19 protein-coding genes and 1 tRNA gene are annotated in these 20,191 nt (G+C 66.2%); 12 read left to right on the top strand and 8 right to left on the bottom strand.

What is annotated here, in order from left to right; translation table 11 throughout:
* Positions 1 to 605: putative 2OG-Fe(II) oxygenase (locus AVT10_RS14185; RefSeq protein ID WP_232308031.1), on the top strand; the 605-nt coding region annotated here is incomplete at its 5' end.
* Between the two features lie 63 nt (positions 606 to 668).
* Here AVT10_RS14185 and AVT10_RS14190 read toward each other — a convergent pair.
* Positions 669 to 3,686: a TonB-dependent receptor plug domain-containing protein gene (locus tag AVT10_RS14190; RefSeq protein ID WP_084401744.1), complete on the bottom strand. Its 3,018-nt coding sequence runs from the start codon at positions 3,684 to 3,686 to the stop codon at positions 669 to 671.
* A 581-nt stretch (positions 3,687 to 4,267) separates the two neighbouring features.
* Positions 4,268 to 4,344 (bottom strand) — tRNA-Pro (locus tag AVT10_RS14195).
* Positions 4,345 to 4,504: 160 nt separating this feature from the next.
* On the opposite strand from AVT10_RS14195, the gene yajC reads away from it, so the two are divergent.
* Genes yajC through AVT10_RS14215 form a run of 4 tightly spaced genes read left to right on the top strand, consistent with a single transcriptional unit; the run spans position 4,505 to position 7,778 of the window.
* Positions 4,505 to 4,849, top strand: coding sequence for a preprotein translocase subunit YajC (yajC, locus tag AVT10_RS14200; RefSeq protein ID WP_066692858.1), 345 nt, complete (start codon positions 4,505 to 4,507; stop codon positions 4,847 to 4,849).
* On the top strand, positions 4,849 to 6,441 hold the full coding sequence (secD, locus tag AVT10_RS14205; RefSeq protein WP_066692861.1) for a protein translocase subunit SecD: 1,593 nt from the start codon (positions 4,849 to 4,851) through the stop codon (positions 6,439 to 6,441). The genes yajC and secD overlap by 1 nt, the downstream gene beginning before the upstream one ends.
* 12 nt (positions 6,442 to 6,453) lie before the next feature.
* Positions 6,454 to 7,416, top strand: coding sequence for a protein translocase subunit SecF (gene secF, locus AVT10_RS14210; protein WP_066692864.1), 963 nt, complete (start codon positions 6,454 to 6,456; stop codon positions 7,414 to 7,416).
* Entirely contained in the window at positions 7,413 to 7,778 is a 366-nt protein-coding gene (locus AVT10_RS14215) for an MTH938/NDUFAF3 family protein (protein WP_066692866.1), read from the top strand. The genes secF and AVT10_RS14215 overlap by 4 nt, the downstream gene beginning before the upstream one ends.
* Positions 7,779 to 7,988: 210 nt before the next feature.
* Here the strand turns inward: AVT10_RS14215 and AVT10_RS14220 are convergent, their stop codons facing one another.
* The 4 genes from AVT10_RS14220 to thpR form a co-directional block, all read right to left on the bottom strand.
* On the bottom strand, positions 7,989 to 9,158 hold the full coding sequence (locus AVT10_RS14220; RefSeq protein ID WP_066692867.1) for a glycosyltransferase: 1,170 nt from the start codon (positions 9,156 to 9,158) through the stop codon (positions 7,989 to 7,991).
* A gap of 188 nt (positions 9,159 to 9,346) precedes the next feature.
* The gene (locus AVT10_RS14225) at positions 9,347 to 9,772 is read right to left on the bottom strand and encodes an OsmC family protein (protein WP_066692869.1); all 426 of its coding nucleotides are present in this window, start codon (positions 9,770 to 9,772) and stop codon (positions 9,347 to 9,349) included.
* Positions 9,773 to 9,851: 79 nt separating this feature from the next.
* Positions 9,852 to 10,169, bottom strand: coding sequence for a glycine zipper 2TM domain-containing protein (locus AVT10_RS14230; protein ID WP_066692893.1), 318 nt, complete (start codon positions 10,167 to 10,169; stop codon positions 9,852 to 9,854).
* A gap of 104 nt (positions 10,170 to 10,273) precedes the next feature.
* A complete protein-coding gene (gene thpR, locus AVT10_RS14235) occupies positions 10,274 to 10,825 on the bottom strand; it encodes an RNA 2',3'-cyclic phosphodiesterase (RefSeq protein ID WP_066692871.1) in 552 nt (183 codons plus the stop codon).
* A 116-nt stretch (positions 10,826 to 10,941) separates the two neighbouring features.
* Between thpR and AVT10_RS14240 the strand changes: the two genes are divergently transcribed.
* From AVT10_RS14240 to AVT10_RS14265, 6 genes are all read left to right on the top strand, one after another.
* Complete coding sequence (locus AVT10_RS14240; RefSeq protein WP_066692874.1) at positions 10,942 to 11,682, top strand: Bax inhibitor-1/YccA family protein; 741 nt, start codon at positions 10,942 to 10,944, stop codon at positions 11,680 to 11,682.
* A gap of 114 nt (positions 11,683 to 11,796) precedes the next feature.
* Entirely contained in the window at positions 11,797 to 12,072 is a 276-nt protein-coding gene (locus AVT10_RS14245; RefSeq protein ID WP_066692876.1) for a hypothetical protein, read from the top strand.
* A 74-nt stretch (positions 12,073 to 12,146) separates the two neighbouring features.
* Entirely contained in the window at positions 12,147 to 12,776 is a 630-nt protein-coding gene (locus AVT10_RS14250) for a hypothetical protein (protein ID WP_198158597.1), read from the top strand.
* Positions 12,777 to 12,849: 73 nt separating this feature from the next.
* The gene (locus AVT10_RS14255) at positions 12,850 to 13,737 is read left to right on the top strand and encodes a hypothetical protein (RefSeq protein ID WP_126013967.1); all 888 of its coding nucleotides are present in this window, start codon (positions 12,850 to 12,852) and stop codon (positions 13,735 to 13,737) included.
* Positions 13,707 to 14,150 carry a GNAT family acetyltransferase gene (locus AVT10_RS14260; protein ID WP_066692881.1) on the top strand — a complete coding sequence of 148 codons (444 nt, stop codon included), beginning with the start codon at positions 13,707 to 13,709 and terminating at the stop codon, positions 14,148 to 14,150. Before AVT10_RS14255 ends, AVT10_RS14260 begins: the two co-directional genes overlap by 31 nt.
* A gap of 87 nt (positions 14,151 to 14,237) precedes the next feature.
* The gene (locus AVT10_RS14265) at positions 14,238 to 16,373 is read left to right on the top strand and encodes a TonB-dependent siderophore receptor (RefSeq protein ID WP_066692885.1); all 2,136 of its coding nucleotides are present in this window, start codon (positions 14,238 to 14,240) and stop codon (positions 16,371 to 16,373) included.
* Positions 16,374 to 16,554: 181 nt separating this feature from the next.
* On the opposite strand, the gene AVT10_RS14270 is transcribed toward AVT10_RS14265, so the two are convergent.
* Both AVT10_RS14270 and AVT10_RS14275 read right to left on the bottom strand, forming a co-directional pair.
* Entirely contained in the window at positions 16,555 to 17,373 is an 819-nt protein-coding gene (locus AVT10_RS14270) for a ferredoxin--NADP reductase (protein WP_066692886.1), read from the bottom strand.
* Positions 17,374 to 17,382: 9 nt separating this feature from the next.
* Positions 17,383 to 17,811 carry a hypothetical protein gene (locus tag AVT10_RS14275; RefSeq protein WP_066692888.1) on the bottom strand — a complete coding sequence of 143 codons (429 nt, stop codon included), beginning with the start codon at positions 17,809 to 17,811 and terminating at the stop codon, positions 17,383 to 17,385.
* 187 nt (positions 17,812 to 17,998) lie between these two features.
* Here AVT10_RS14275 and AVT10_RS14280 point away from each other — a divergent pair, with 187 nt between their 5' ends.
* Complete coding sequence (locus AVT10_RS14280) at positions 17,999 to 19,744, top strand: methyl-accepting chemotaxis protein (RefSeq protein WP_066692891.1); 1,746 nt, start codon at positions 17,999 to 18,001, stop codon at positions 19,742 to 19,744.
* The last annotated feature ends 447 nt before the right edge of the window (positions 19,745 to 20,191 follow it).

The following is a 20,191-nucleotide window of genomic DNA, read 5'->3' on the forward strand; positions in this document are numbered from 1 at the left end:
TGCTGGGCGATCCCCGCCACGACTGGCTGCATGGCAACCCTGCGCTGATCCGCGAAGCGTCGCTCGACCTGTCCGACACGGCGCTGACGGACGCGAGCGCGACGCTCGACCTGCTCCACGACCGCGCGGCGATGCCGATCGGTCAGTCGGTCAAGCTGGGCAGCCAGACGCGCGGCGGGCTGTTCCAGCGTGACGAATCCGCGATCCGGGTCGTCGCGCAGGCGGTGGAGCGGGCGCTCGGTGCCTATCGCGAGTCGCTGCCCGCGGCCGATCCGACGCATCCGTTGCTGCGGGCCCGCGTGCGGCCGTGGCGGATCGCAGGAAGCTGGTCGATCCGTTTGAGCGGGGAGGGGCGCCACGCGCCGCATGTCCACCCCCAAGGGCTGTTGTCGTCGGCGGCCTATTTCGAAGTACCCGGTGGCGAGGCGGGCATGCTGGAGCTTGGCCGGCCGCCTGCGAACCTGCGCCTCGACCTGGCGCCGCTGCGGACGGTCGTGCCGCGCGTCGGACATTGCGTCCTGTTCCCCAGCACCCTGTTCCACGGCACCCGGCCTATCGCGTCGGGCAAGCGGATGACGATCGCCTTCGACGTCGCTTCACGCTGACAGCGAAAGGGGCACCCGCGTTGCCGCGGATGCCCCCCTTGTTTCCATCGACGGACGACGGCGTCAGAACTGAAGCCGTGCACCCACGAAGAAATCGCGACCCAGCACGTCATAGGTTCCGGGGAAGGTGTTCGCCTGTTCCTGCAGCGAGCCGAGCACTTCCGGCTTCTGGTTGGTCAGGTTGTTGACGCCGATGTTGATCTGCAGCTTGTCGGTCGCATCGAACGCCGCGGCCAGATCGACATAGTTCACCGCGCCGATCCGTGCGTTCGGGAACAGCGCCGGATCCTGCGGCGTGCGCACCAGGCCGACGAACGTGTTGTTGAGACGACGATCCTCGACGCCACCGAAGTAGCGCCAGCGCGCCGACAGGACCATCGGGCCGTCGGATACGCTGAGGCGGGCATTGTGCTTCCACTTCGGCATCGGGTTGAGCGTCGGAACGATCGGAACCGAACCCTCGCCGATCGTCTCACGCTCCGGAATCGCGGCGACCGACGTGCTACGGAACTTGTCGAGCCACGTGCCGAGGAACGAGAAGCTGATGTTCGAACGATCCCCGCCGGTGATCGAGAAATCGACCGGCAGCGAATAATCGGCGGCGACGTCGATGCCCGAGGTCCGGAGCGTCGCGATGTTGGCCGACAGCACGTTCGGGTTACGTCCGCCCGACGTTTCGCCGATCGCCCCGGTTGCCGTGTTGCGAACGCCCTGGAAGATCGAACAGATCGGGTTGCTGAGGTTCTGTGCCACGGTGAAGCACAGCGACAGCGCATCGTTCAGGCCGCCACCGAAGGTCGCAATCGTGTCCTGCACCTTGATGTTGAAGTAATCGACCGTGACGTTCAGGCGCGGAATGAAGCTCGGACGGAACACGACACCGGCGGTGTAGGTGTCCGAGGTTTCTTCCTGCAGGTTGGGATCGCCGCCAAAATTGGCCTGGATCTGGGCGTTCGGCTGCACCGCGCGGGTAAAGACCGCAGCCGCCGGCACGCCGTTGGCGATGCAGAGCTGGCGGATGGCCTCCGTCCGGTTGGCCGGGGCGCCGCGATCCGAACACGGGTCCTGCGCCTGCGGGAATCCGGTCGAGTTGCCGCCGAACAGGTCCTGCACGTTCGGCGCACGCACCGCACGGGCATATTGGCCACGCAGCGTGATGTCGCGGACTGGCGAGAGCTGCGCACCGGCGGCATAGGTCCACACCCCGCCCACTGCGTTCAGCGAATAGTCCGAATAGCGGGCGTTGCCGGTCAGTTCGAGCTTGTGGACGATGTTCTCGCTCAGCAGCGGCACGTTCAGTTCGCCGAACACTTCGCGCGCACTATATTCGCCGCTGGTCGGCTGACCCGCGTTGAAGCCGGCGACGTCGCCCGATGCCAGGAAGGTGTCGGGACGATAGCTGGCCGACATGCCGCGATATTCGACACCGGCGGCGAAGGCGACCGCATCGGCATTGTTGCCGATGGTGAACAGGTCGCCGTTCACCGAGCCGACGAAGTTGCGGATGTCCGAGCGTTCGAGGTTGGTCGAATTGATCGTGACGTAGCGGATCGCCGCCGGATCGGCGAGGCCGAGCCCGAAGACGTTGAGCGGACGGCAGCCGGCAAGACGCGCAGCGGCGTTGCGGCACTGGAGGGTGCCGTTGACGATCTCCGTCTCGGTCGCCGCGGCGAAGCGGCTGCGCGAGATGTTGCCCTGCTGGAACTGCTGGTTCTCGGTCCGGGCGTACATATAGTACACGTCGAAGCGCAGGTCCTCGGTGATGTCGCCGCGGATACCGCCCAGCAGGCGGAACGCGGTACGGCTGGCGTCGACGTTGCGCGGACCCGACTGGTTGAACCGGAAGTTTACGTTGGTGGTGACATAGCCGTCGCCATCGGTGTCGAGCGGACGCAGCAGGCCGCGCGTCTGGTCGTTGAACCAGGGGCTGGCGATCTGCAGGTTCAGCGCCTGGCCGATCGGCGTGGGGGCCAGTTCCTGCGGGACCGACGTCTTGACGAAGCTCAGTTCGGTATAGCCGGTGATGTTCTCGGCGATTTCATAGCTGCCATAGCCACCCATCAGGTAGCGTTCCTGCGGCAGCTGCAGATAGTTGTCGGGCGCGAAGTTGTAGAGATCGGCCGGATCGTTGAACGCACGCGTGCCGCCGCCGGTCGGGTTGAACACATAGCCGAGCGCCGCGCCGCCGGTGGTGATGGCGGGCAGGGTCGCGATCGGGGTCGATGCCGAACCCTGCGGCACCAGGCCGACTTCGCCGCCGCGCGTGGCGCAGGTCGACAGCGCGCCGCCGAGGTTGGTGCCGATGCCGGTCTGCGAATTGGTCGAACCGCGCACGATGCAGCCATCGCCCGCTGCATTGCGCGAGAAGGCGCGCGCGTCCTGGAAGATCGGTTCGCGACGGGTATAGTTGGCATAGACGGTGACCGAGCCGCGACCGTCGGCGAACTTCGATCCGAACGCGAAGTTCACGTCATAGCGTGCGCCGTCGCCCTGTTCGGTCAGCGCATACTGCCCGCCGATGATGGCGCCGTTCAGGTCCTGACGCAGGTTGAAGTTGACGACGCCGGCAATCGCATCCGAACCATAGGTCGCCGACTGACCGCCGGTCAGCACTTCGACATTCTGCAGCATGAACTGCGGAATGGTGTTCAGGTCGACGATCTGGTTGGTGTCGTACGACATCCAGCGGCGGCCGTTGACCAGCACCAGCGTGCGGGTGGCGCCCAGGTTGCGCAGGTTGAGCGTCGCCGCGCCGGTGCCCGGGTTGTTCGAGAACCCGGTCGTGCCCGGCACGGCCTGCGGCAGCGTGTTGATGACCTGTTCGACGTTGACCGCGCCAGTCAGCTGGAATTCTTCCGCCGCCACGACCGCGATCGGGCTGGGCGAGGTCAGGTCGCGCCGCTGGATGCGCGATCCGGTGACCACGATCGTATCGTCACCGGTGCCGCTGGCTTCGGTCGTTTCCTGAAGCCCGGTCCCGGTCGTCGGTTCGGCGACCTGCGCCAGCGCGGGCGAGGTCAGCGCGATCGCAGCCCCGGCAAAGACGGTGGTCGTCAGCAATCGCGAGCGAAATGCTACCATGTAGGATGATCCCCCAATTCGTTACGATGCGCGGCGTGCGCTTCGTGGAGCCGCCAGTTCGATCTGGTTTGCGTGGTCCTGCGGGTCACTAGATCAATCGAAGATCGAGATCGCAACCGGGCAGAAGGGGGGCAGTGTCGGTTATGTAATGGATGTGTCTTTTTAGTTACATCCGTAATCACTATCGAGAAGTCGGAAACAATAAGAAACAATATGGATATATTGTGTAGGGGCCGTGGAGGTTTCGAGTACTCGTTCGCTTAGTAAGTTTGCTTGAACATCATCACTGATTTGGGGTGGCGATGTAGCCGTGCCACGGCTTGAACGTATGCCATGCACACCGTTCTACGCATCGCATACGGAATACCATTTTAGCGGCAAATTCTATTGCGATCCGGCATAATGGACGCGACGATCCTCACGGATCGGCCGGGCGGATCTGTTCCCGTCATCCGCCAAGCCTGTACAGGCTTCTGCGCTGCGCGGCCGGGTCTGCCAGCAACCGGATAGTGCCCGTGCGAGGAGGGCGATGCCCGGCCATTACCGGGCCCGCCAGACGAGCCACGTCTCGTCGATGTCTCTGGTCGGGGCGACAGGATTCGAACCTGCGACCCCCACACCCCCAGTGTGATGCGCTACCAGGCTGCGCTACGCCCCGATCAGAGAGGGCGTGCCTTTAGGGCGGCTTTCGTCGCCATGCAAGCCCGAAGCGTGCGGGTGGGCAAATGTTGCGTGGGGGCCAAGCAGATGATAGCTGCCCGCAGTTAATCAGGATGCCGTGTCCGCGGCGTCCGCTATCTCGGACATTCAGGCCAGCAATGCTCGTACCCTCCGCTTTCGCCCAGACCGCTGCCGCCCCTGCGGCATCGGGTGGTTTTCTCGGCACGCTCATCGGCATCGCGCCGCTGCTGCTGATCTTCGTCGCCTTCTACTTCCTGCTGATCCGTCCGCAGTCGAAGCGGATGAAGACGCTGCAGAACGCCATCGCCGCGGTGAAGCGGGGCGATCAGGTCGTCACCGCCGGCGGCGTCATCGGCAAGGTGACCAAGGTCGAGGACGCGTTCGTCGAGGTCGAGATCGCCGCCAACACCCGCGTCCGCGTGGTGAAGGCGACCATCGCCGAAGTCACGCCGCCCGCCGGCGCCAAGCCCGCGAACGACTGATGCTCGACTTTCCCCGCTGGAAACGGATCGCCATCTGGGCGTCCGTGATCCTGTTGGCGCTGTTCGCGGTGCCGAGCCTGCTGCCCGAAGCGACGCGCGCGAAGCTGCCCGGCTGGGTGCCGACGCCGACGATCAATTTCGGCCTCGACCTGGCCGGCGGCAGCTACATCCTGCTCGAAGCGCAGACGCAGGACGTCGCGGCGACGCGGGTCGAGGCGATGCGCGAGATGATCGCGACCGAGATGCGCCGCAACCCGCGCGTCGCGGTCGGCGACATTTCGACCCGGGGCGGGCAGATCAGCTTCATGGTCCGCGACGCGACCCAGGTCGACGCCGCGCGCGAAAAGCTGCTGGGCCTCACCGGCGGCGGGGCGGGGATGACCGGCCAGCGCGAATGGGACATCGAGGTGCGCGACACCACGCGCTTCGTGCTGACGCCTACCCAGGCGGGTCTGCGCCTGGCGGTCGAGAATGCGATGAAGGACGCGACCGAGGTCGTGCGTCGCCGCATCGACGAACTGGGCACCCGCGAACCGACGATCATCCAGCAGGGCAGCAACCGCATCGTCGTGCAGGTGCCGGGGCTTTCGGATCCGAAGGCGCTGAAGGACCTGCTCGGCAAGACCGCGCGGCTGGAATTCAAGCTGGTCGACCTGACCGCCGATCCCGCCGCCGTGGCGCGCGGGCAGGTGCCGGCGGGCAGCCAGATCCTGCCCTATCCGGCGCAGGGCGCACCGATCGCGGTCAAGCGCACCACGATCATCTCGGGCGACCAACTGGCCGATGCGCGCCAGACCTATGACCAGAACGGCCAGCCCAACGTCACGATCAACTTCAACGCGGACGGCGGTCGCCGCTTCGCGAAGGTGACGCAGGAGAATACCGGCAAGCCGTTCGCGATCATCGTCGACAATTCGGTCATTTCCGCGCCGAACATCAACGAACCGATCCTCGGCGGCAGCGCCACGATCAGCGGCGGCTTCACCGTCGATTCGGCCAACCAGCTGGCCATCGCGCTGCGTTCGGGCAAGCTGCCGGTCGACCTGACCGTCGTGCAGGAAAGCACCGTCAGCCCCGAACTGGGTGCCGATTCGATCAAGGCGGGCGTCACCGCCGCGATCATCGCGACCATCGCCGTCATCGTGTTCATGGTGATGACCTATGGCCGGTTCGGCATCTATTCGACCATCGCCGTCGTGCTGAACATCCTGATGATCATCGCGGTGATGGCGTTCCTGAACGCCACGCTGACGCTGCCCGGTATCGCCGGTTTCGTGCTGACCATCGGCACGGCGGTCGACGCCAACGTGCTGATCAACGAACGCATCCGCGAGGAACGGCGCCGTGGCCGCAGCGTGCTGCAGTCGCTCGAGCTGGGCTATAAGGAAGCGAGCCGCACGATCTTCGAGGCGAACGTGACCCACGCGATCGCGGGCGGGATCATGCTGATCCTCGGCTCCGGCCCGATCCGCGGCTTCGCAGTCGTGCTGCTGCTGGGCATCGCCAGCTCGGTGTTCACCGCCGTTACCTTCACGCGGATGCTGGTTGCCGGATGGATGCGCCGCAACCGTCCGACCGACATCACCATTTAAGGCCCAGCCGTCATGCGTCTCATCAAGCTGGTACCCGACAATACCAACATCCGCTTCGTCGCGGTGCGCAAGATCGCGTTCACCGTGACACTGATCCTCAGCATCCTGGCGGTCGGGCTGGTGTTCGTTCGCGGCCTCAACTTCGGCGTCGACTTCATGGGCGGCGTCGCCATCGAGGAAAAGTTCGCCACGCCGCCCGCGATCGACAAGGTCCGGGCGAGCATCGAGCGGCTGGGCGTCGGCGAACCCGCGATCCAGCAATTCGGCGATCCGACGATCGTGTCGATCCGCCTGCCGGTGCCCGAAGGCGATTCGGGCGCGACCGACCGCCTGGTCGAGCGGGTGAAGGCGACGCTGGCCGCCGAATTCCCCGGTGCGACCTTCAGCAACTATTCGACCGTGTCGGGCAAGGTGTCGGACGAGCTGGTCACCAACGGCATCCTCGCGGTCGTGCTGGCGATCGTCGGCATCGCGATCTTTTCGTGGTTCCGCTACGAATGGCAGTTCGGCGTGTCGACCGCGGTCGCCATCGTCCACGACGTGCTGATGACGCTGGGCTTCTTCGCGCTGTTCCGCGAACAGTTTGCGTTCGACCTGACCATCGTCGCCGCGGTGCTGACCATCATCGGCTATTCGATCAACGACAAGATGGTGATCGACGACCGTATCCGCGAAAACATGCGGAAGTATCGCAAGATGGAGATGCGCGAGCTGATCGACCTGTCGGTCAACGAAACGCTGCCGCGCACCGTCATGACCTCGTTGACCATCCTACTGGCGCTCACCGCGCTGATCGTGTTCGGCGGTCATGTGCTGCGCGGCTTCACCGCCGCGATGATCCTGGGCGTGATCGTCGGCACCTATTCGTCGATCTACGTGTCGTCGTCGCTGCTGATCACGCTGGGTCTCAAGCCCGGCGCGCCGGTGGGTGAGGGGACGGTCAAGGAACCCGTGCCGCAGAAGACGACGCGGTGAAGCTCGACCGGGTCCGCACGGGCGCCGGCCCGGTCGTATCGGGCCTGACCGCCGCCGGGTTTCGGGTGGATGACGGCATCTACCCGGCGCTGCTGATGACGCCGCAGCGTGCCGATCTGTGGGAGCCGCCGGCGTTCGACGCGCTCGACGCCGATGCATTGGCTGCGGTGCTGGCGATGCAGCCGGAGTTCCTGCTGCTCGGCACCGGCGCGACGCTGCGCCAGCCGCCGCGCGCGCTGGTCCGGCAACTCGACGCGATGGGGCTGGGGATCGAGGCGATGGACAGCCGCGCCGCCGCCCGCGCCTGGGGCGTGCTGCGCGACGAGGGGCGGCAGATCGCGGCGGCGTTCTACCCGCTTTGAGGGTGGGCGATAGGGGGACGCGGTAGTCCGGCACCCTGATCGCGCGCACGCTGATGGATCGGCGCGACCGTCAACCACAACCGTCACCCCGGACTTGATCCGGGGTCCCGCTTCTTCTTCGTGCGGCAAAAGAAGCGGGACCCCGGGTCAAGCCCGGGGTGACGAAGGGGCAGGTGCTGTTGATTGGCGAACGAACGGCGTCCGTTAAATTCACCGCCGAGCTGCCACCAACCCCAGCAAATGCTCGCACAGTTCCAGCGCGTTGCGCTCCCAGCTAAACGCCTCGACCACCGTCTGCGTCGCCTGGCGGTCGACCGGCTGCGACAGGATCGCCGCGATCCCCTGCGCAAAGGCGCTCGCGTCGCGCGCCACGATTCGTCCGGCGGCGGGCGCCGTCACGACCTCCCGCGCGGCGCCGGCATCGGGAATGACGATCGGCGTGCCGCTGGCCAGCGCCTCGACCCAGGCATTCGCCAGCCCTTCCGACGACGACGCCAGCGCCATCACATCGGCCGCCGCCAGCAGGTCGGGCAGGTCGCCATGCGGCATCGCCCCGCACAGCCGGACCCGATCGGCGATGCCCAGTTCCGCAATCCGCGCCGCCAGCGCCGCCTGATCCGGCCCGCCGCCGACGATCCACAGCCCGACGCCCGGCAGCGCCGCCACCGCCTCCAGCACGATGCGATGCCCCTTGCGCGGGATCAGCGCGCCCAGCGACACGACCAGCGGTCCGGTGATGCCCAGCCGCTCACGGGCGGTGGCGCGGTCGATCGTGCCGAAGCGGCTGCGGTCGATCCCGGTGCGATGGACGCGCACCGGCCGGTCGATCCCGGCGGCGGCGATGTCGTCGGCCATCGATTGCGACACCGCCAGCAGCCCATCGGCGGCTCGTCCCGCGGCGCGGACCTGCGCGGCGGTGGCCGGTGCATGGCCCCAGTGATGGATATCCGCCCCGCGTGCCTTGATCGATACCGGCACGCCGAAGTGCCGGCCCAGTTCGACGGCGGCGGGGCCGTCGGGGAAGAAGAATTCCGCGTCGATGACGTCGAACGGAAAGGTATCGCGCAGTCGCGTCAGATGGGGACCAAGTCGCCGGACCAGCGCCGCGACATGAAACCGCCCCTGTGTCGCGGGCAGGTTGAGGAAGCGTGGCCGGTCGACGGGCAATCCTTTCCAACCCTCCCGTTCCGGCAACCGCGAGAGCGCGCGATAGGTCGGGTGGAGCGCGAGCGGGAAGGGTGACAGGCCCAGCGGGGCGACGACATGGACCGCCACATCGTCGAGCGCTGCCAGCCCCAGCGTCTGCCGTTCGACGAACACGCCGAAATTGGGCCGTACCGCATCGGGGAACAGGGTGGCGAGGGTCAGGACGCGTAACATCGCCGCATCCTGTAGCGCGAAAAGGGTGAAGGCTTCGCGAAAACGACGATCCGCGCTGACCCCGAACGGATAAGGCCCCCAAGAGGTCGTCGCCGGGGTTCCGCCTGCCTTCCGACATTGCAGAAGAAGCGGGACCCCGGATCAAGTCCGGAGTGACGGGGAGGGGGCGGATCTCCCCCTCCCGATCTTCATGCCGTCAGAGTATGCTCCAGCGTGATCTCGGCATTGAGCAGCTTCGAAATCGGGCAGCCGGCCTTGGCACCCGCCGCGATCTCCTCGAACTTCGCCTGATCGATGCCCGGCACGTTGGCGGTCAGCGTCAGCGCCGACTTGCTGACCTTGAACCCGTCGCCATCCTTGTCGAGCGTGACCTTGGCGGTCGTCTCCAGCGTGCCGTCGGTGAAGCCCGCGCCGGCCAGCGCGAAGCTCAGCGCCATGGTGAAGCAGCTGGCATGGGCGGCGGCGATAAGCTCCTCGGGGTTGGTGCCCTTGCCGTCCTCGAAACGGGTGTTGAAGCCATATTGCTGGTCGGACAGCACGCCCGACTGGGTCGATACGTGGCCCTTGCCGTCCTTGCCGAGACCTTCGTAGCGGGCGGATGCACTGCGGATCATGCGGAAACCTTTGCCAATGAAAAAGGGGCAGGCCCGTCGCCGGACCCGCCCCTTCAGAATTCGTCAAACCGTATATGGTTCAACGGCAACGGCCACGGCTGCCGCTGCGCTCGATCTCGCGACCGGCCAGCGCGCCCGCGCCGGCGCCGAGCAGCGTGCCGAGCGTACGGTCGCCGCGGGTGTCGATCGTGCGACCGACCAGCGCGCCGGCGACGCCGCCGACGACCAGACCGGTGGTGCCGTTCTCACGGCGGCAATAGCGACGACCGTCACGACCGCGCCATTCGCGATACTTGTAGCGACGCTGTGCCTCCGCTTCGGTCTTGCCGACCGAAATGCCGTGCTTCGAGAAGGTCGGGCCGACCGGAGCCAGCAGCGAGGCAGCGGCGAGCGCCATCATGATGTTGCGCGTGGGATTCTTCCTTTCGTCCGTATTCCTGACTTGGCCCTTTAACGCATCCCCGGCATGACGGTTTCATGAACGAAACGACAGGCTTGCGTTCAGGTTCGGGGCAGGGGTGACGACAGCGGATAGCGGACGACGGGTTCATACCATGCGCCGTCCGGGGCCAGGTGGCTTTCGTACAGGACCAGATGGTCGAAGCGCATCGGTGGCGACCGCAGCCCGCCCTGTTCGGCAAGGAACGCATCGACCGGTCCCGACCCGCAATTGAGTCGGGCGAGCGTGATGTGCGGCAGGAACGCTCGCCCCTCGAGCGGTAGCCCCAGGCGGACGAGGGCATGGTCGACCTTGCAATGCAGCGCCGCGACCGCGTCCTGCGGGGTGACGCCGGCCCAGAGCGCCCGACCGCGCGACCCGGTATCGAACCGCCCGACTCCGGACAGCGCCAGGTCGAGCGCGGGGGCGTGGACCGCCTGCAACGCGGTGGCGATATCCTCCGCCATCGGCCGCTCGACCTCGCCGATATAGCGGAGCGTGACGTGGAGCTGATCCTCGTCCTGCCACCGCGCGCCGTCGACGCCGTCCATGATGTCGAGCAATTTCCGGCGCATGGGCGGGGGTGGGCGAAGTGCTACGAACAGCCGGTGCAAGCGGATTCTCCTCGGGGCCGTAACAAAGTGTTGCTGGCGGCGTTTGCCTTGAATTCGTGCGTTATGCAGACGATATTTCGACCATCCGGCATGTGTGCCGGGAAGAGGAGTTTACAATGGCGAACTGGTCCGATCCCCGGACGACGGCCGCACCGATTACCCGTAACCGTACCACCGACATGGCGCGGGATGCGGGGCTGCGGTCCTACATGCTCTCGGTGTACAACTACATGGCTTCGGGCGTGCTGTTGACCGGCATCGTCGCGCTGTTGTTCTCGTGGGGTGGTGACACCTCGCCGGCGGCGGCCGTGTTCTACCAGCCGGGGCTGCTCAAATACCTCATCATCTTCTCGCCCCTGATCTTCGTGATGGTGCTGGGCTTCGGCATCAACCGCCTGTCGACCGGCGCGGCGCAGGGGCTGTTCTGGGCGTTCGCGGCGATCATGGGTCTGTCGATGTCGACGATCTTCCTGCGCTATACCGGGCCGTCGATCGCGCTGACCTTCTTCGCGACCGCCACCGCGTTCCTGTCGCTCAGCCTCTATGGCTACACGACCAAGCGTGACTTGACCGGGTTCGGCACGTTCCTGATCATGGGCGTCGTCGGCCTGATCGTGGCGTCGCTGCTGAACCTGTTCTTCCAGTCGGGCATGTTCAGCTTGGTCATCAGCGCGGTCGGCGTGCTGCTGTTCGCCGGTCTGACCGCCTATGACACGCAGCGGATCAAGGCGATGTATTTCCAGGTCGCCGGCACCGATTTCGCGGGCAAGGCTGTCATCATGGGTGCCCTGTCGCTGTATCTCGACTTCGTGAACATGTTCCAGTTCCTGTTGTCGTTCCTCGGCAACCGCGACTGATCCCAAGGTTCTCGGCAACAATCGCGAAGGCCCGGCAGGCGACTGCCGGGCCTTTTCGTTTGCGCGGAACGCCGGGCGCGGTCGTTTCGTTGGAGCGGGGAAGGAGTGAGGGACATGACCAACGACATCAACGGTATCGACGACAAGGCGCTGGATTCGCTGTCGGTCGCCCCCGACGGGCGGGAGAGCGAAGCGAAGACCCCGGCACAGGGCGATGCCGGCGACGTGACCGGCGACCTCGACGACGCCGATGCCCGGCTCGATCGCGGGCTGGACGAATCGATGGATGCATCGGACCCGATCTCCGCGACGGTGCCGGGCAGCGACGGTCCGGCGCCGTCGTCGGGCTATGACGAGGAACAGGAAGCCAAGCTCGCCGGTAACGACTGACGCCCACGCTAACGGTACGGTTCGGGCGGCGTGTCGGGTGGTCCCGATGCGCCGCCCTTGGTATGAGGGGGGCCATGACGACCCAACGCCTGTTCCGTACCCTGCTGCGCGGTCTCGCGCTGTTGCTGCTGGCGATGGGCAGCGTCGTCCCGGCACAGGCGGCGGTGACGATCACCTTCTGGTCGCAGGAATTCGGGCAGAATTTTCCCCATGCCTTCTTCACCTTTTCGGGTGCGCCCGATGCCGGTGGGTCGGCGGTGAACGAAAGCTATGGCTTTACCGCAAAGGCGATCACGCCGGCGTTGCTGATGGGGTCGGTCGGCGGCATGATCGATCGGCCCAAGCCGTCCTATATCGCCAAGAGCAACGCGCATTTCTCGGTCGTGCTGACCGACGCGCAATATGCATCGATCCGTTCGCTGATCGACGAATGGGGCGAGAAGGGCGATTCGCACTATAATCTCAACCGCCGCAACTGCGTGCATTTCGTCGCCGAAGCCGCGCGGCGCTCGGGGCTGAGCGTGGTCGAGGACAAGAAGCTGATGAAGAAGCTGCGCTCCTTCATCCAGTCGGTCGAACAGGCCAATGCCGGCCGGGTCACGGTGATCGAGATGCCGGCCAAGGCCTATTTCGCTACCCTGCCGCCACCGGCCGCCGCCAATGACAATGTGCCGGCGGTCGACGCGGCGACCGTCCCGCACTGACCGACGCGTCACCTCTTTTCGAAGCGGCGCATTTGCGGCAGTCGTGCGACGAGTTTGCAGCGGGAGACACGGGATGCGGCGTTGGACGACGGTCATGCTGGCGATGCTGGCCGGATGCAGCCAGGGTGACGACGCGGCGACGTCGGTCAACCTGACCCAGTCGGACGAACCGGTCCTGCCAAGCCCCACGCCGACGCCCGAGGCGCTGGTGACCATCCCGACCCGCTTCGTCGGTACATGGGATAGCGACGGCACCGCCTGTGCCGCGACGACCCCCGGCGCCAACCGCACCGTCATCGCCGCCAATGCGCTGCGCATCGGCGACCGTGATCTGCCGACCCGCGCGATCACGGCGGCCGAGGCCGGCGCGGTCGATGTCGACGTGATCGGCGACCGGAGCGGCATCACCGAACAGCGGCGCTATCGCCTGGCGCTGGGCAGCGGTGGCAATCTGGGACTGACCGGGGTCGATGGCCCGGCGCGCCTCGTCCGCTGCGATGCGCCGGCGGGGGCAGAGGCGGCGGCGCGCAACGCGATCGCGCTGAGCCTCGCCCCTGACGGGTTGCAGACGGTGGCCGGGGCCAGCAGCCGCGCGCTGTCGTTCGGCGCGCCCGCCGACATCGTGCTGCGCGTGGTCGAGGCGGCAACTCAGACGCTGCCCGAGGGATCGCGCAACGCCGATTGCGGCGAAGGTCCGCTGGACATCGCCACCTATCCGCGCATCGCGGTGTATTTCCAGGAGGGCCGCTTCGTCGGGTGGTCGGCGCGCGGACGCGGGCTGACGACGATGGGCGGCGTCGGCATCGGCTCGAAGCGCGCCGATGTCGAATCGGTGATCGACGCGCCGGTCGAGGAAACGAGCCTGGGTCGCGAATTCAGCAGCGGCGGCCTGTCGGGGCTGTACGACGCCAAGGACAATGTCAGCGCGCTATGGGCGGGCAGCACCTGCATCGCCCGGTGATCGACGACGCGACGCCGGACGATGCCGCAGCGGTCGTCGCGCTGTGGCACGCCTGCGCCCTGACCCGGCCGTGGAACGATCCTGCCGCCGATTTCGCGCGGGCGCTTGCGGGGGAAAGCTCGACCATCCTCGTCGCCCGGCACGACGGGATACCGGTCGGCAGCGTGATGGTCGGGCAGGACGGGCATCGCGGCTGGGTCTATTATCTGGCGGTCCGACCGGCGTTGCAGGGGCAGGGGATCGGCACCGCGCTGTTCCACGCGGCCGAACATTGGCTGTGCGCCCGATCGGTCCCCAAGGTCCAGTTGATGGTGCGTGAGGACAATGCGGGGGCGCTGGCATTTTACCGGCGGCTGGGGCTCGAGCGGCAGGCGGTGGTCGTGCTCGGTCGATTTCTAGGCGATGCGACATAGTTGCAATAGCAAAGTTACTGATAGTCACTTGCAAAAGCGATAAGCCCGGCGTAGCGGCACGCGAAACATCACAGGGAATGTTTCGCAATGTCGCCTTTCGCCGTCCTTCTTGCCGCAACCGCGCTGACCCCGACTCCCGCTGCCTCCGACGATCCGCAGCAGCGTGCCGAGGAAATCGTCGTCACCGGCACCCGGACCGAAGGGAGCGACGACTATGCGGTCAAGGCGCAGAGCACCGCGACCCGCCTGCCGCTGTCGCTGCGCGAAACGCCGCAATCGGTCAGCGTGGTGACCCGCGCGCACATCGAGGATTTCCAGCTCAACGACATCAACGCGCTGCTGGCGACCGTTCCGGGCGTGAACGTGCAGGCACAGGAAACCGACCGCTTCTATTATTCGGCGCGCGGCTTCGACATCCAGACGTTCCAGGTCGACGGCGTCGGCCTGCCATTCCCGTTCGGCATCCAGAACGGGTCGATCGACACCGCGATGTACGACCGGATCGAGGTGGTGCGCGGCGCGCCGGGGCTGTTGTCGTCGACCGGCAATCCGTCGGCGGTGATCAACTTCATCCGCAAGCGCCCGACCCGCGACCTCGCCGCCTCGGCCAGCGTGCAATATGGCTCGTTCGACAATCTGCGGCTCGACGGCGATCTCAGCGTGCCGCTGACCCGCAGTGGATCGGTCCGCGCCCGCGCGGTCGGATCGTATCTCGACACCGACAGCTATCTCGACCGCTACGGCCTGACCCGCTGGACCGGCTATGGCATCGCCGAGGCGGACCTCGGCCCCGATACCGTCGTCAGCGCCGGCTATGGCCATCAGAATCACAAGAGCCGCGCGGCGATGTGGGGCGCCCTGCCGCTCTATTACAGCGACGGCAGCCGGATCGATTATGCCCGCTCGACCAACAGCTCGCCCGACTGGTCGAGCTTCAACGTGACCGACCGTCAAATCTTCGGTGACGTGACCCACCGCTTCGGCAACTGGACCGCCAGGCTGTCGGTCCAGCGCCGCGCGATCGACGAGGACGACAAGCTGTTCTACGTCTATGGGGAGCAACTGCCCAACGAGATCAACGGTGCGCCGGATCGCGCGACCGGCCTCGGCATCGTCAGCTATCCCGGCAAGTTCCGGTCGTTCGCCCGCAACCTGACGATCGACGGCAATGTCAGCGGCACCGTGTCGCTATTCGGTCGGTCGCATGACGTGATGTTCGGCGCGAACCGGTCGGCGCAGCGCTACACGCAGGATTCGGCCTATGATTTCGCGGCGATCGGCGTGTCGTTGCCGTTGTTCAGCGGGTTCGACGGCTCGTTCCCCGAACCGAATTTCCCGGCGTTCGACCGCAGCCTCGACACGCATCTGCGGCGTGAGACGGTCTATGGCCTGATCCGGCTGAACCCCGCCGATCCGCTCAAGATCATGGTCGGGGCCAACGCCACCCGCGCGTTCAGCGAGGGCGTGTCCTATACCGCGCCGACCAATTACGACCGCGCGCGCTTCCTGCCGTTCGTCGGGGCGACCTATGACCTGACCGGCACGATCAGCGCCTATGCGAGCTTCGCAACGATCTTCAACCCGCAGACCCAGACCGACGTCAATCGCCGCCTGATCGATCCGATCGAGGGCGACAATATCGAGGCCGGGGTGAAGGGCGAATGGCTGGGCGGCCGGCTGAACGCCAGCGTCGCGCTGTTCCAGGCGCGGCAGAAGAATACCGCCGAAGCCGCCGGTTTCGATCCGACGATCGGTCAGACCCTTTATCGCGGCGTCGACGCCACCTCACGCGGGATCGAGCTGGAGGTCAGCGGACAGATCGCACCGGGGCTGCAGGCGACCGGCGGCTTCACCGCGATGCGCATCCGTGGCAACGACGACCAGCCGGTGCGCACCTTCGTGCCGCGCAACACCGGGCGGCTGAACATCGTGTGGCAGCCGCAGGTGTTGCCTGCGCTCAAGGTCGGCGCGTCAAGCCAGTACCAGAGCCGCATGTACCTCGAACCCGGCGTCACCGCGACCACGGGACAGCCGGTGCGGATCACGCAGGACGGCTATGCCACGGTCGATCTGATGGCGCGCTACGAACTGACGCCGCGCCTGTCGCTGGGCGTCAATGTCCGCAACGTCAACGATGCCAAGGCGCTGAGCGCGATCAATTTCGACCAGGGATATTTCATCGCCCCGCGCACGGTGCTGGGCACGGTGCGGGTCAGCTATTGACGTGAAAAGGGGGCGGTGGTGCCGCCCCCCCCTATGTACGCCCGTTCGGTTCGAGCAGCTTCGAGCTTGTCGAGAAGCGTCCGTCGAGAACGCCTGTCCAGCGGAACCCCGTTCTCGATACGCGCTCTCGACAGGCTCGATCGCTACTCGAACCGAACGGGGTGGGTAGGGTAGGTAGGGATCACCCCACGAACGCCCGCTCGATCACATAATCGCCCGGCTTCGCATTCGACCCTTCCTCGAACCCCAGTCCTTCCAGATATTCCGAGAAATCCCGGATCATTTCGGTCGATCCGCACAGCATGATGCGGTCGGTCGCCGGGTCGAACGCCTGCGCGCCGCCGATCCGTGCGCTGAACAGCGTGCCGTTCTCGACCAGCGCGTCGATACGGCCAGTAGTGTGGAATTCCTCGCGCGTGACCGTGGGCACATAGGTGAACTGCGCCGCCGCCTGATCCTCGACCAGCGGATCGCCCGACAGGTACGATTCCAGCGTCGTGCGGAACGCGAGGTCGGACACGCGGCGCACCGAATGGACGACGACGATCGACGAATACATCTCATACACGTCCGGGTCGCGGATCAGCGACAGGAACGGGGCAAGGCCGGTGCCGGTCGACAGCATGAACAGCCGCTCACCCGGCTTCAGCGCGTCGGTGACCAACGTGCCCGTGGGCTTCTTGCCGAGGAAGATCTCGTCGCCCGGCACGATCTGCTGCAGCTTCGACGTCAGCGGGCCGTCCGGCACCTTGATCGACAGGAACTCCAGTTCCTCGGCATAGGCCGGGCTGGCGATCGAATAGGCGCGCAGCAACGGCTTGCCGTTGTCGCCGGGCAGGCCGATCATCACGAACTCGCCCGACCGGAAGCGGAAGCTGGGCGGGCGGGTGATCGTGAAGCTGAAGAGATGCTCGTTCCAATGGCGCACCGAACGCACGCGCTCGACGCTCAGCGCGTTGGTGGGTTCGAGGCCGTGGACGACGGCGGTGCGGTCGGTCATCGATAATCCTTACGTCCTGACGTTGGTCCCCGGCGGCAGCCCGACCTGTCCGAGCATTGCCGCCGTCCGGGCCAGCGCGCAAAAAGTGGGGGCGATCGCCTCTTCGGCGACCAGCAGCGAAAGCGTGGTCCGCGCCTTCGCATCGCGTCCCGTTACGAGATCGCGCGCCAAGGTCAAGAGAACCGATTCATCGTCGGTCACAAGCCCGCATTTACAATTGATCTGGATCGGTACGCGGGCATGGGTCGACAGCTGGGTCATCCACCCGTCGAAATCGCCGAGCGCGTCGAGCGCACCCGATTGGGCGAAGCGCGCCGCCAGCAGCGCGGAGGGACATTGGCAGGCGCTGCGTGCCGCCACCCACAACCGGATCGCATCGATCAGGAAGCGGTCGCCGGGGGACAGGACCGATACCGGCCGGTCGATCAGATCGTACATAGAGCCTCGCTATTGATACTCATTCGCAAGGGCTATCGCGGATCGGACGGGTCGTCAATGGGGTCGCTGCGGTTCGAGCGCGGGCGCGATGCGGCCGGTCGATTTCGCGAAAAATGCGTGAATCTTAAACGCGATGTTCAGCATTTCGCGGCAAAACCGGGCGGAATGGGTCGGTCGAGGGGGATGCATGTTGCAGTTGAAGGTCCGGGGGCGGATCAATCTGATCGGGGTGGTCGCCGCGCTGGGACTCATCACGCTGCTGTGCATCAGCCTTTTCCACCTGTCCTCGGTCACGCACCGCGACATCGAACGCAGCACGCGACAGGCGGTGGAGGCGGCACGATCGGTCGTCGTCCATTATCATGACGAGGAAGTCGCCGGGCGCATGACCCAGGCCGAAGCGCAGCGCGCGGCGCTCGGCACGCTCAAGACCATGCGCTATGACGGCACCGAATATTTCTGGGTCAACGACCTGCATCCCACGATGCTGATGCATCCGACCAAGCCCGAAATGAACGGCACCGACCTCAACAATTATCGCGACGCGACCGGCCGGACCCATTTCGTCGAGATGGCGCAGATCGTGAAGACCAAGGGCGCGGGCTTCCTCAGCTATCACTGGAGCAAGCCGGGGCAGAAGGAAGCGCAGCCGAAACTCTCCTATGTCGCGGGCTTCGCGCCATGGGGCTGGGTGATCGGGTCGGGGGTGTTCATCGACCGGATCAACGGCGCGATCTTCGATGCCGCCCTGTATCTCAGCGCGCTGGCGCTAGCGGTGCTGCTGCTGGTGGCGTTCTGCGCCTATCGCATCGGCCGGTCGATCTCGCTGCCGGTCGAGGCGGTGGCGGGGCGGATGCGGTCGCTGGCGGCGGGGGACACCGCTTCGGCCATTCCCGGCCGCGACCGGCATGACGAGGTGGGCGAGATGGCCCAGGCGCTCGAAACCTTCCGCGACACCGCGATCGTCGCTGCCGAACGCGAGGCGGAACAACAGCGCGTGGTCGAAGTCGTCGGCGGCGCGCTGGCCGCGCTGGCAAAGGGGCATCTGGACGCACGGATCGGCGATTCGCTGACCGGATCGTTCCGTAAGCTGGGCAGCGATTTCGATTCGGCGATGGGCGCGCTCAACGATGCGATGCGCGCGGTGGTGGCGTCGACCGGCGGCATCCGCGACGGCGCGTCGGACATCAGCAGCGCATCGGACGACCTGTCGCGCCGCACCGAACAGCAGGCGGCGAGCCTCGAGGAAACGGCGGCGGCGCTCGACGAGATCACCGCGACCGTGCGCAGCACCGCCACCGGTGCGGCGCAGGCCAATGTGACGATGGCGGCGACCCGCGGCGATGCCGAGGAAGGCGTCCGCATCGTGCGCCAGGCGGTCGAGGCGATGGGCGGGATCAAGCGCGCGTCGGACGAAATCGCCGACATCATCTCGGTCATCGACGGCATCGCGTTCCAGACCAACCTCCTCGCGCTCAACGCCGGGGTCGAGGCGGCGCGGGCGGGCGACGCGGGCAAGGGCTTCGCGGTGGTCGCCTCCGAAGTCCGCGCGCTGGCACAGCGGTCGGCCAATGCCGCCAGCGACGTGAAGAGCCGCATCCTCGCCAGCGGCAACCAGGTCGAGATCGGCGTCGACCTGGTCGGCGAAACCGGCGAGGCGCTGGAGCGGATCGTCGGCCGCATCGCCGAGATCGCCGGGCTGGTCGCGACGATCGCCAAGGGCGCGGACGAACAGTCGTCGGGCCTGCAACAGGTCAATATCGCGGTCAGCGAGATGGATTCGGTGACGCAGCAGAATGCGGCGATGGTCGAGGAAAGCACCGCCGCCGCCCGTGGCCTCGCCGATCAGGCGGCAGCCCTCGCCCAGCATGTCGACCGCTTCCAGCTATCGGCCGAGGCCCGCCGCACGCTCCCCTTCCGCGCGGCGGCGTGAGGTTCCGTAGCATGATCGAGTCGTCACCCCGGGCTTGACCCGGGGTCCCGCTTCTGCCGAACCCGGCGCCACCCTGTCTTTCCGTCACAGAACCGCTATGCGCCATCCGTCCTCCTGCGCAACCGATGGCAACCCGATGACCCTTACCCTCTACGGCATCCCCCATTGCGAGGGATCTGTCAGGTTGTACGTAGAAGTCGTGAGCGGCAGCCATGTTTGTAATTGAAGATGAGTGGCACGCCGAGTGGATCGGCGAATTTGTCGATATGGCAGATGCGTATGGGCAACTGCGCCGCCTCGCTTCGCTTCCTTGGAATAAACTTCCCAATCGCTGCCCTTGCACGAGTTGGCTCACCTGCGAACGACGCTATCGGTTGATCGAATTCGACACTACTGCCGAGCCGTGGAGGACTGTCTTGAGCTGCCCCCTTCTGAGTGGTCCATCGA

The organism is Sphingomonas hankookensis, from assembly GCF_001619955.1.
Lineage (GTDB): Bacteria > Pseudomonadota > Alphaproteobacteria > Sphingomonadales > Sphingomonadaceae > Sphingomonas > Sphingomonas hankookensis_A.

Coding starts and splice junctions, on each gene's coding strand:
- AVT10_RS14220 (WP_066692867.1), bottom strand. CDS start 9,158: ATGTTACGCGTCCTGACCCTCGCCACCCTGTTCCCCGATGCGGTACGG.
- yajC (WP_066692858.1), top strand. CDS start 4,505: ATGCTCGTACCCTCCGCTTTCGCCCAGACCGCTGCCGCCCCTGCGGCA.
- AVT10_RS14255 (WP_126013967.1), top strand. CDS start 12,850: ATGCGGCGTTGGACGACGGTCATGCTGGCGATGCTGGCCGGATGCAGC.
- AVT10_RS14270 (WP_066692886.1), bottom strand. CDS start 17,373: ATGACCGACCGCACCGCCGTCGTCCACGGCCTCGAACCCACCAACGCG.
- AVT10_RS14280 (WP_066692891.1), top strand. CDS start 17,999: ATGTTGCAGTTGAAGGTCCGGGGGCGGATCAATCTGATCGGGGTGGTC.
- AVT10_RS14250 (WP_198158597.1), top strand. CDS start 12,147: ATGACGACCCAACGCCTGTTCCGTACCCTGCTGCGCGGTCTCGCGCTG.
- AVT10_RS14225 (WP_066692869.1), bottom strand. CDS start 9,772: ATGATCCGCAGTGCATCCGCCCGCTACGAAGGTCTCGGCAAGGACGGC.
- AVT10_RS14245 (WP_066692876.1), top strand. CDS start 11,797: ATGACCAACGACATCAACGGTATCGACGACAAGGCGCTGGATTCGCTG.
- AVT10_RS14190 (WP_084401744.1), bottom strand. CDS start 3,686: ATGGTAGCATTTCGCTCGCGATTGCTGACGACCACCGTCTTTGCCGGG.
- AVT10_RS14265 (WP_066692885.1), top strand. CDS start 14,238: ATGTCGCCTTTCGCCGTCCTTCTTGCCGCAACCGCGCTGACCCCGACT.
- secF (WP_066692864.1), top strand. CDS start 6,454: ATGCGTCTCATCAAGCTGGTACCCGACAATACCAACATCCGCTTCGTC.
- AVT10_RS14240 (WP_066692874.1), top strand. CDS start 10,942: ATGGCGAACTGGTCCGATCCCCGGACGACGGCCGCACCGATTACCCGT.
- AVT10_RS14230 (WP_066692893.1), bottom strand. CDS start 10,169: ATGGCGCTCGCCGCTGCCTCGCTGCTGGCTCCGGTCGGCCCGACCTTC.
- secD (WP_066692861.1), top strand. CDS start 4,849: ATGCTCGACTTTCCCCGCTGGAAACGGATCGCCATCTGGGCGTCCGTG.
- AVT10_RS14260 (WP_066692881.1), top strand. CDS start 13,707: ATGGGCGGGCAGCACCTGCATCGCCCGGTGATCGACGACGCGACGCCG.
- AVT10_RS14275 (WP_066692888.1), bottom strand. CDS start 17,811: ATGTACGATCTGATCGACCGGCCGGTATCGGTCCTGTCCCCCGGCGAC.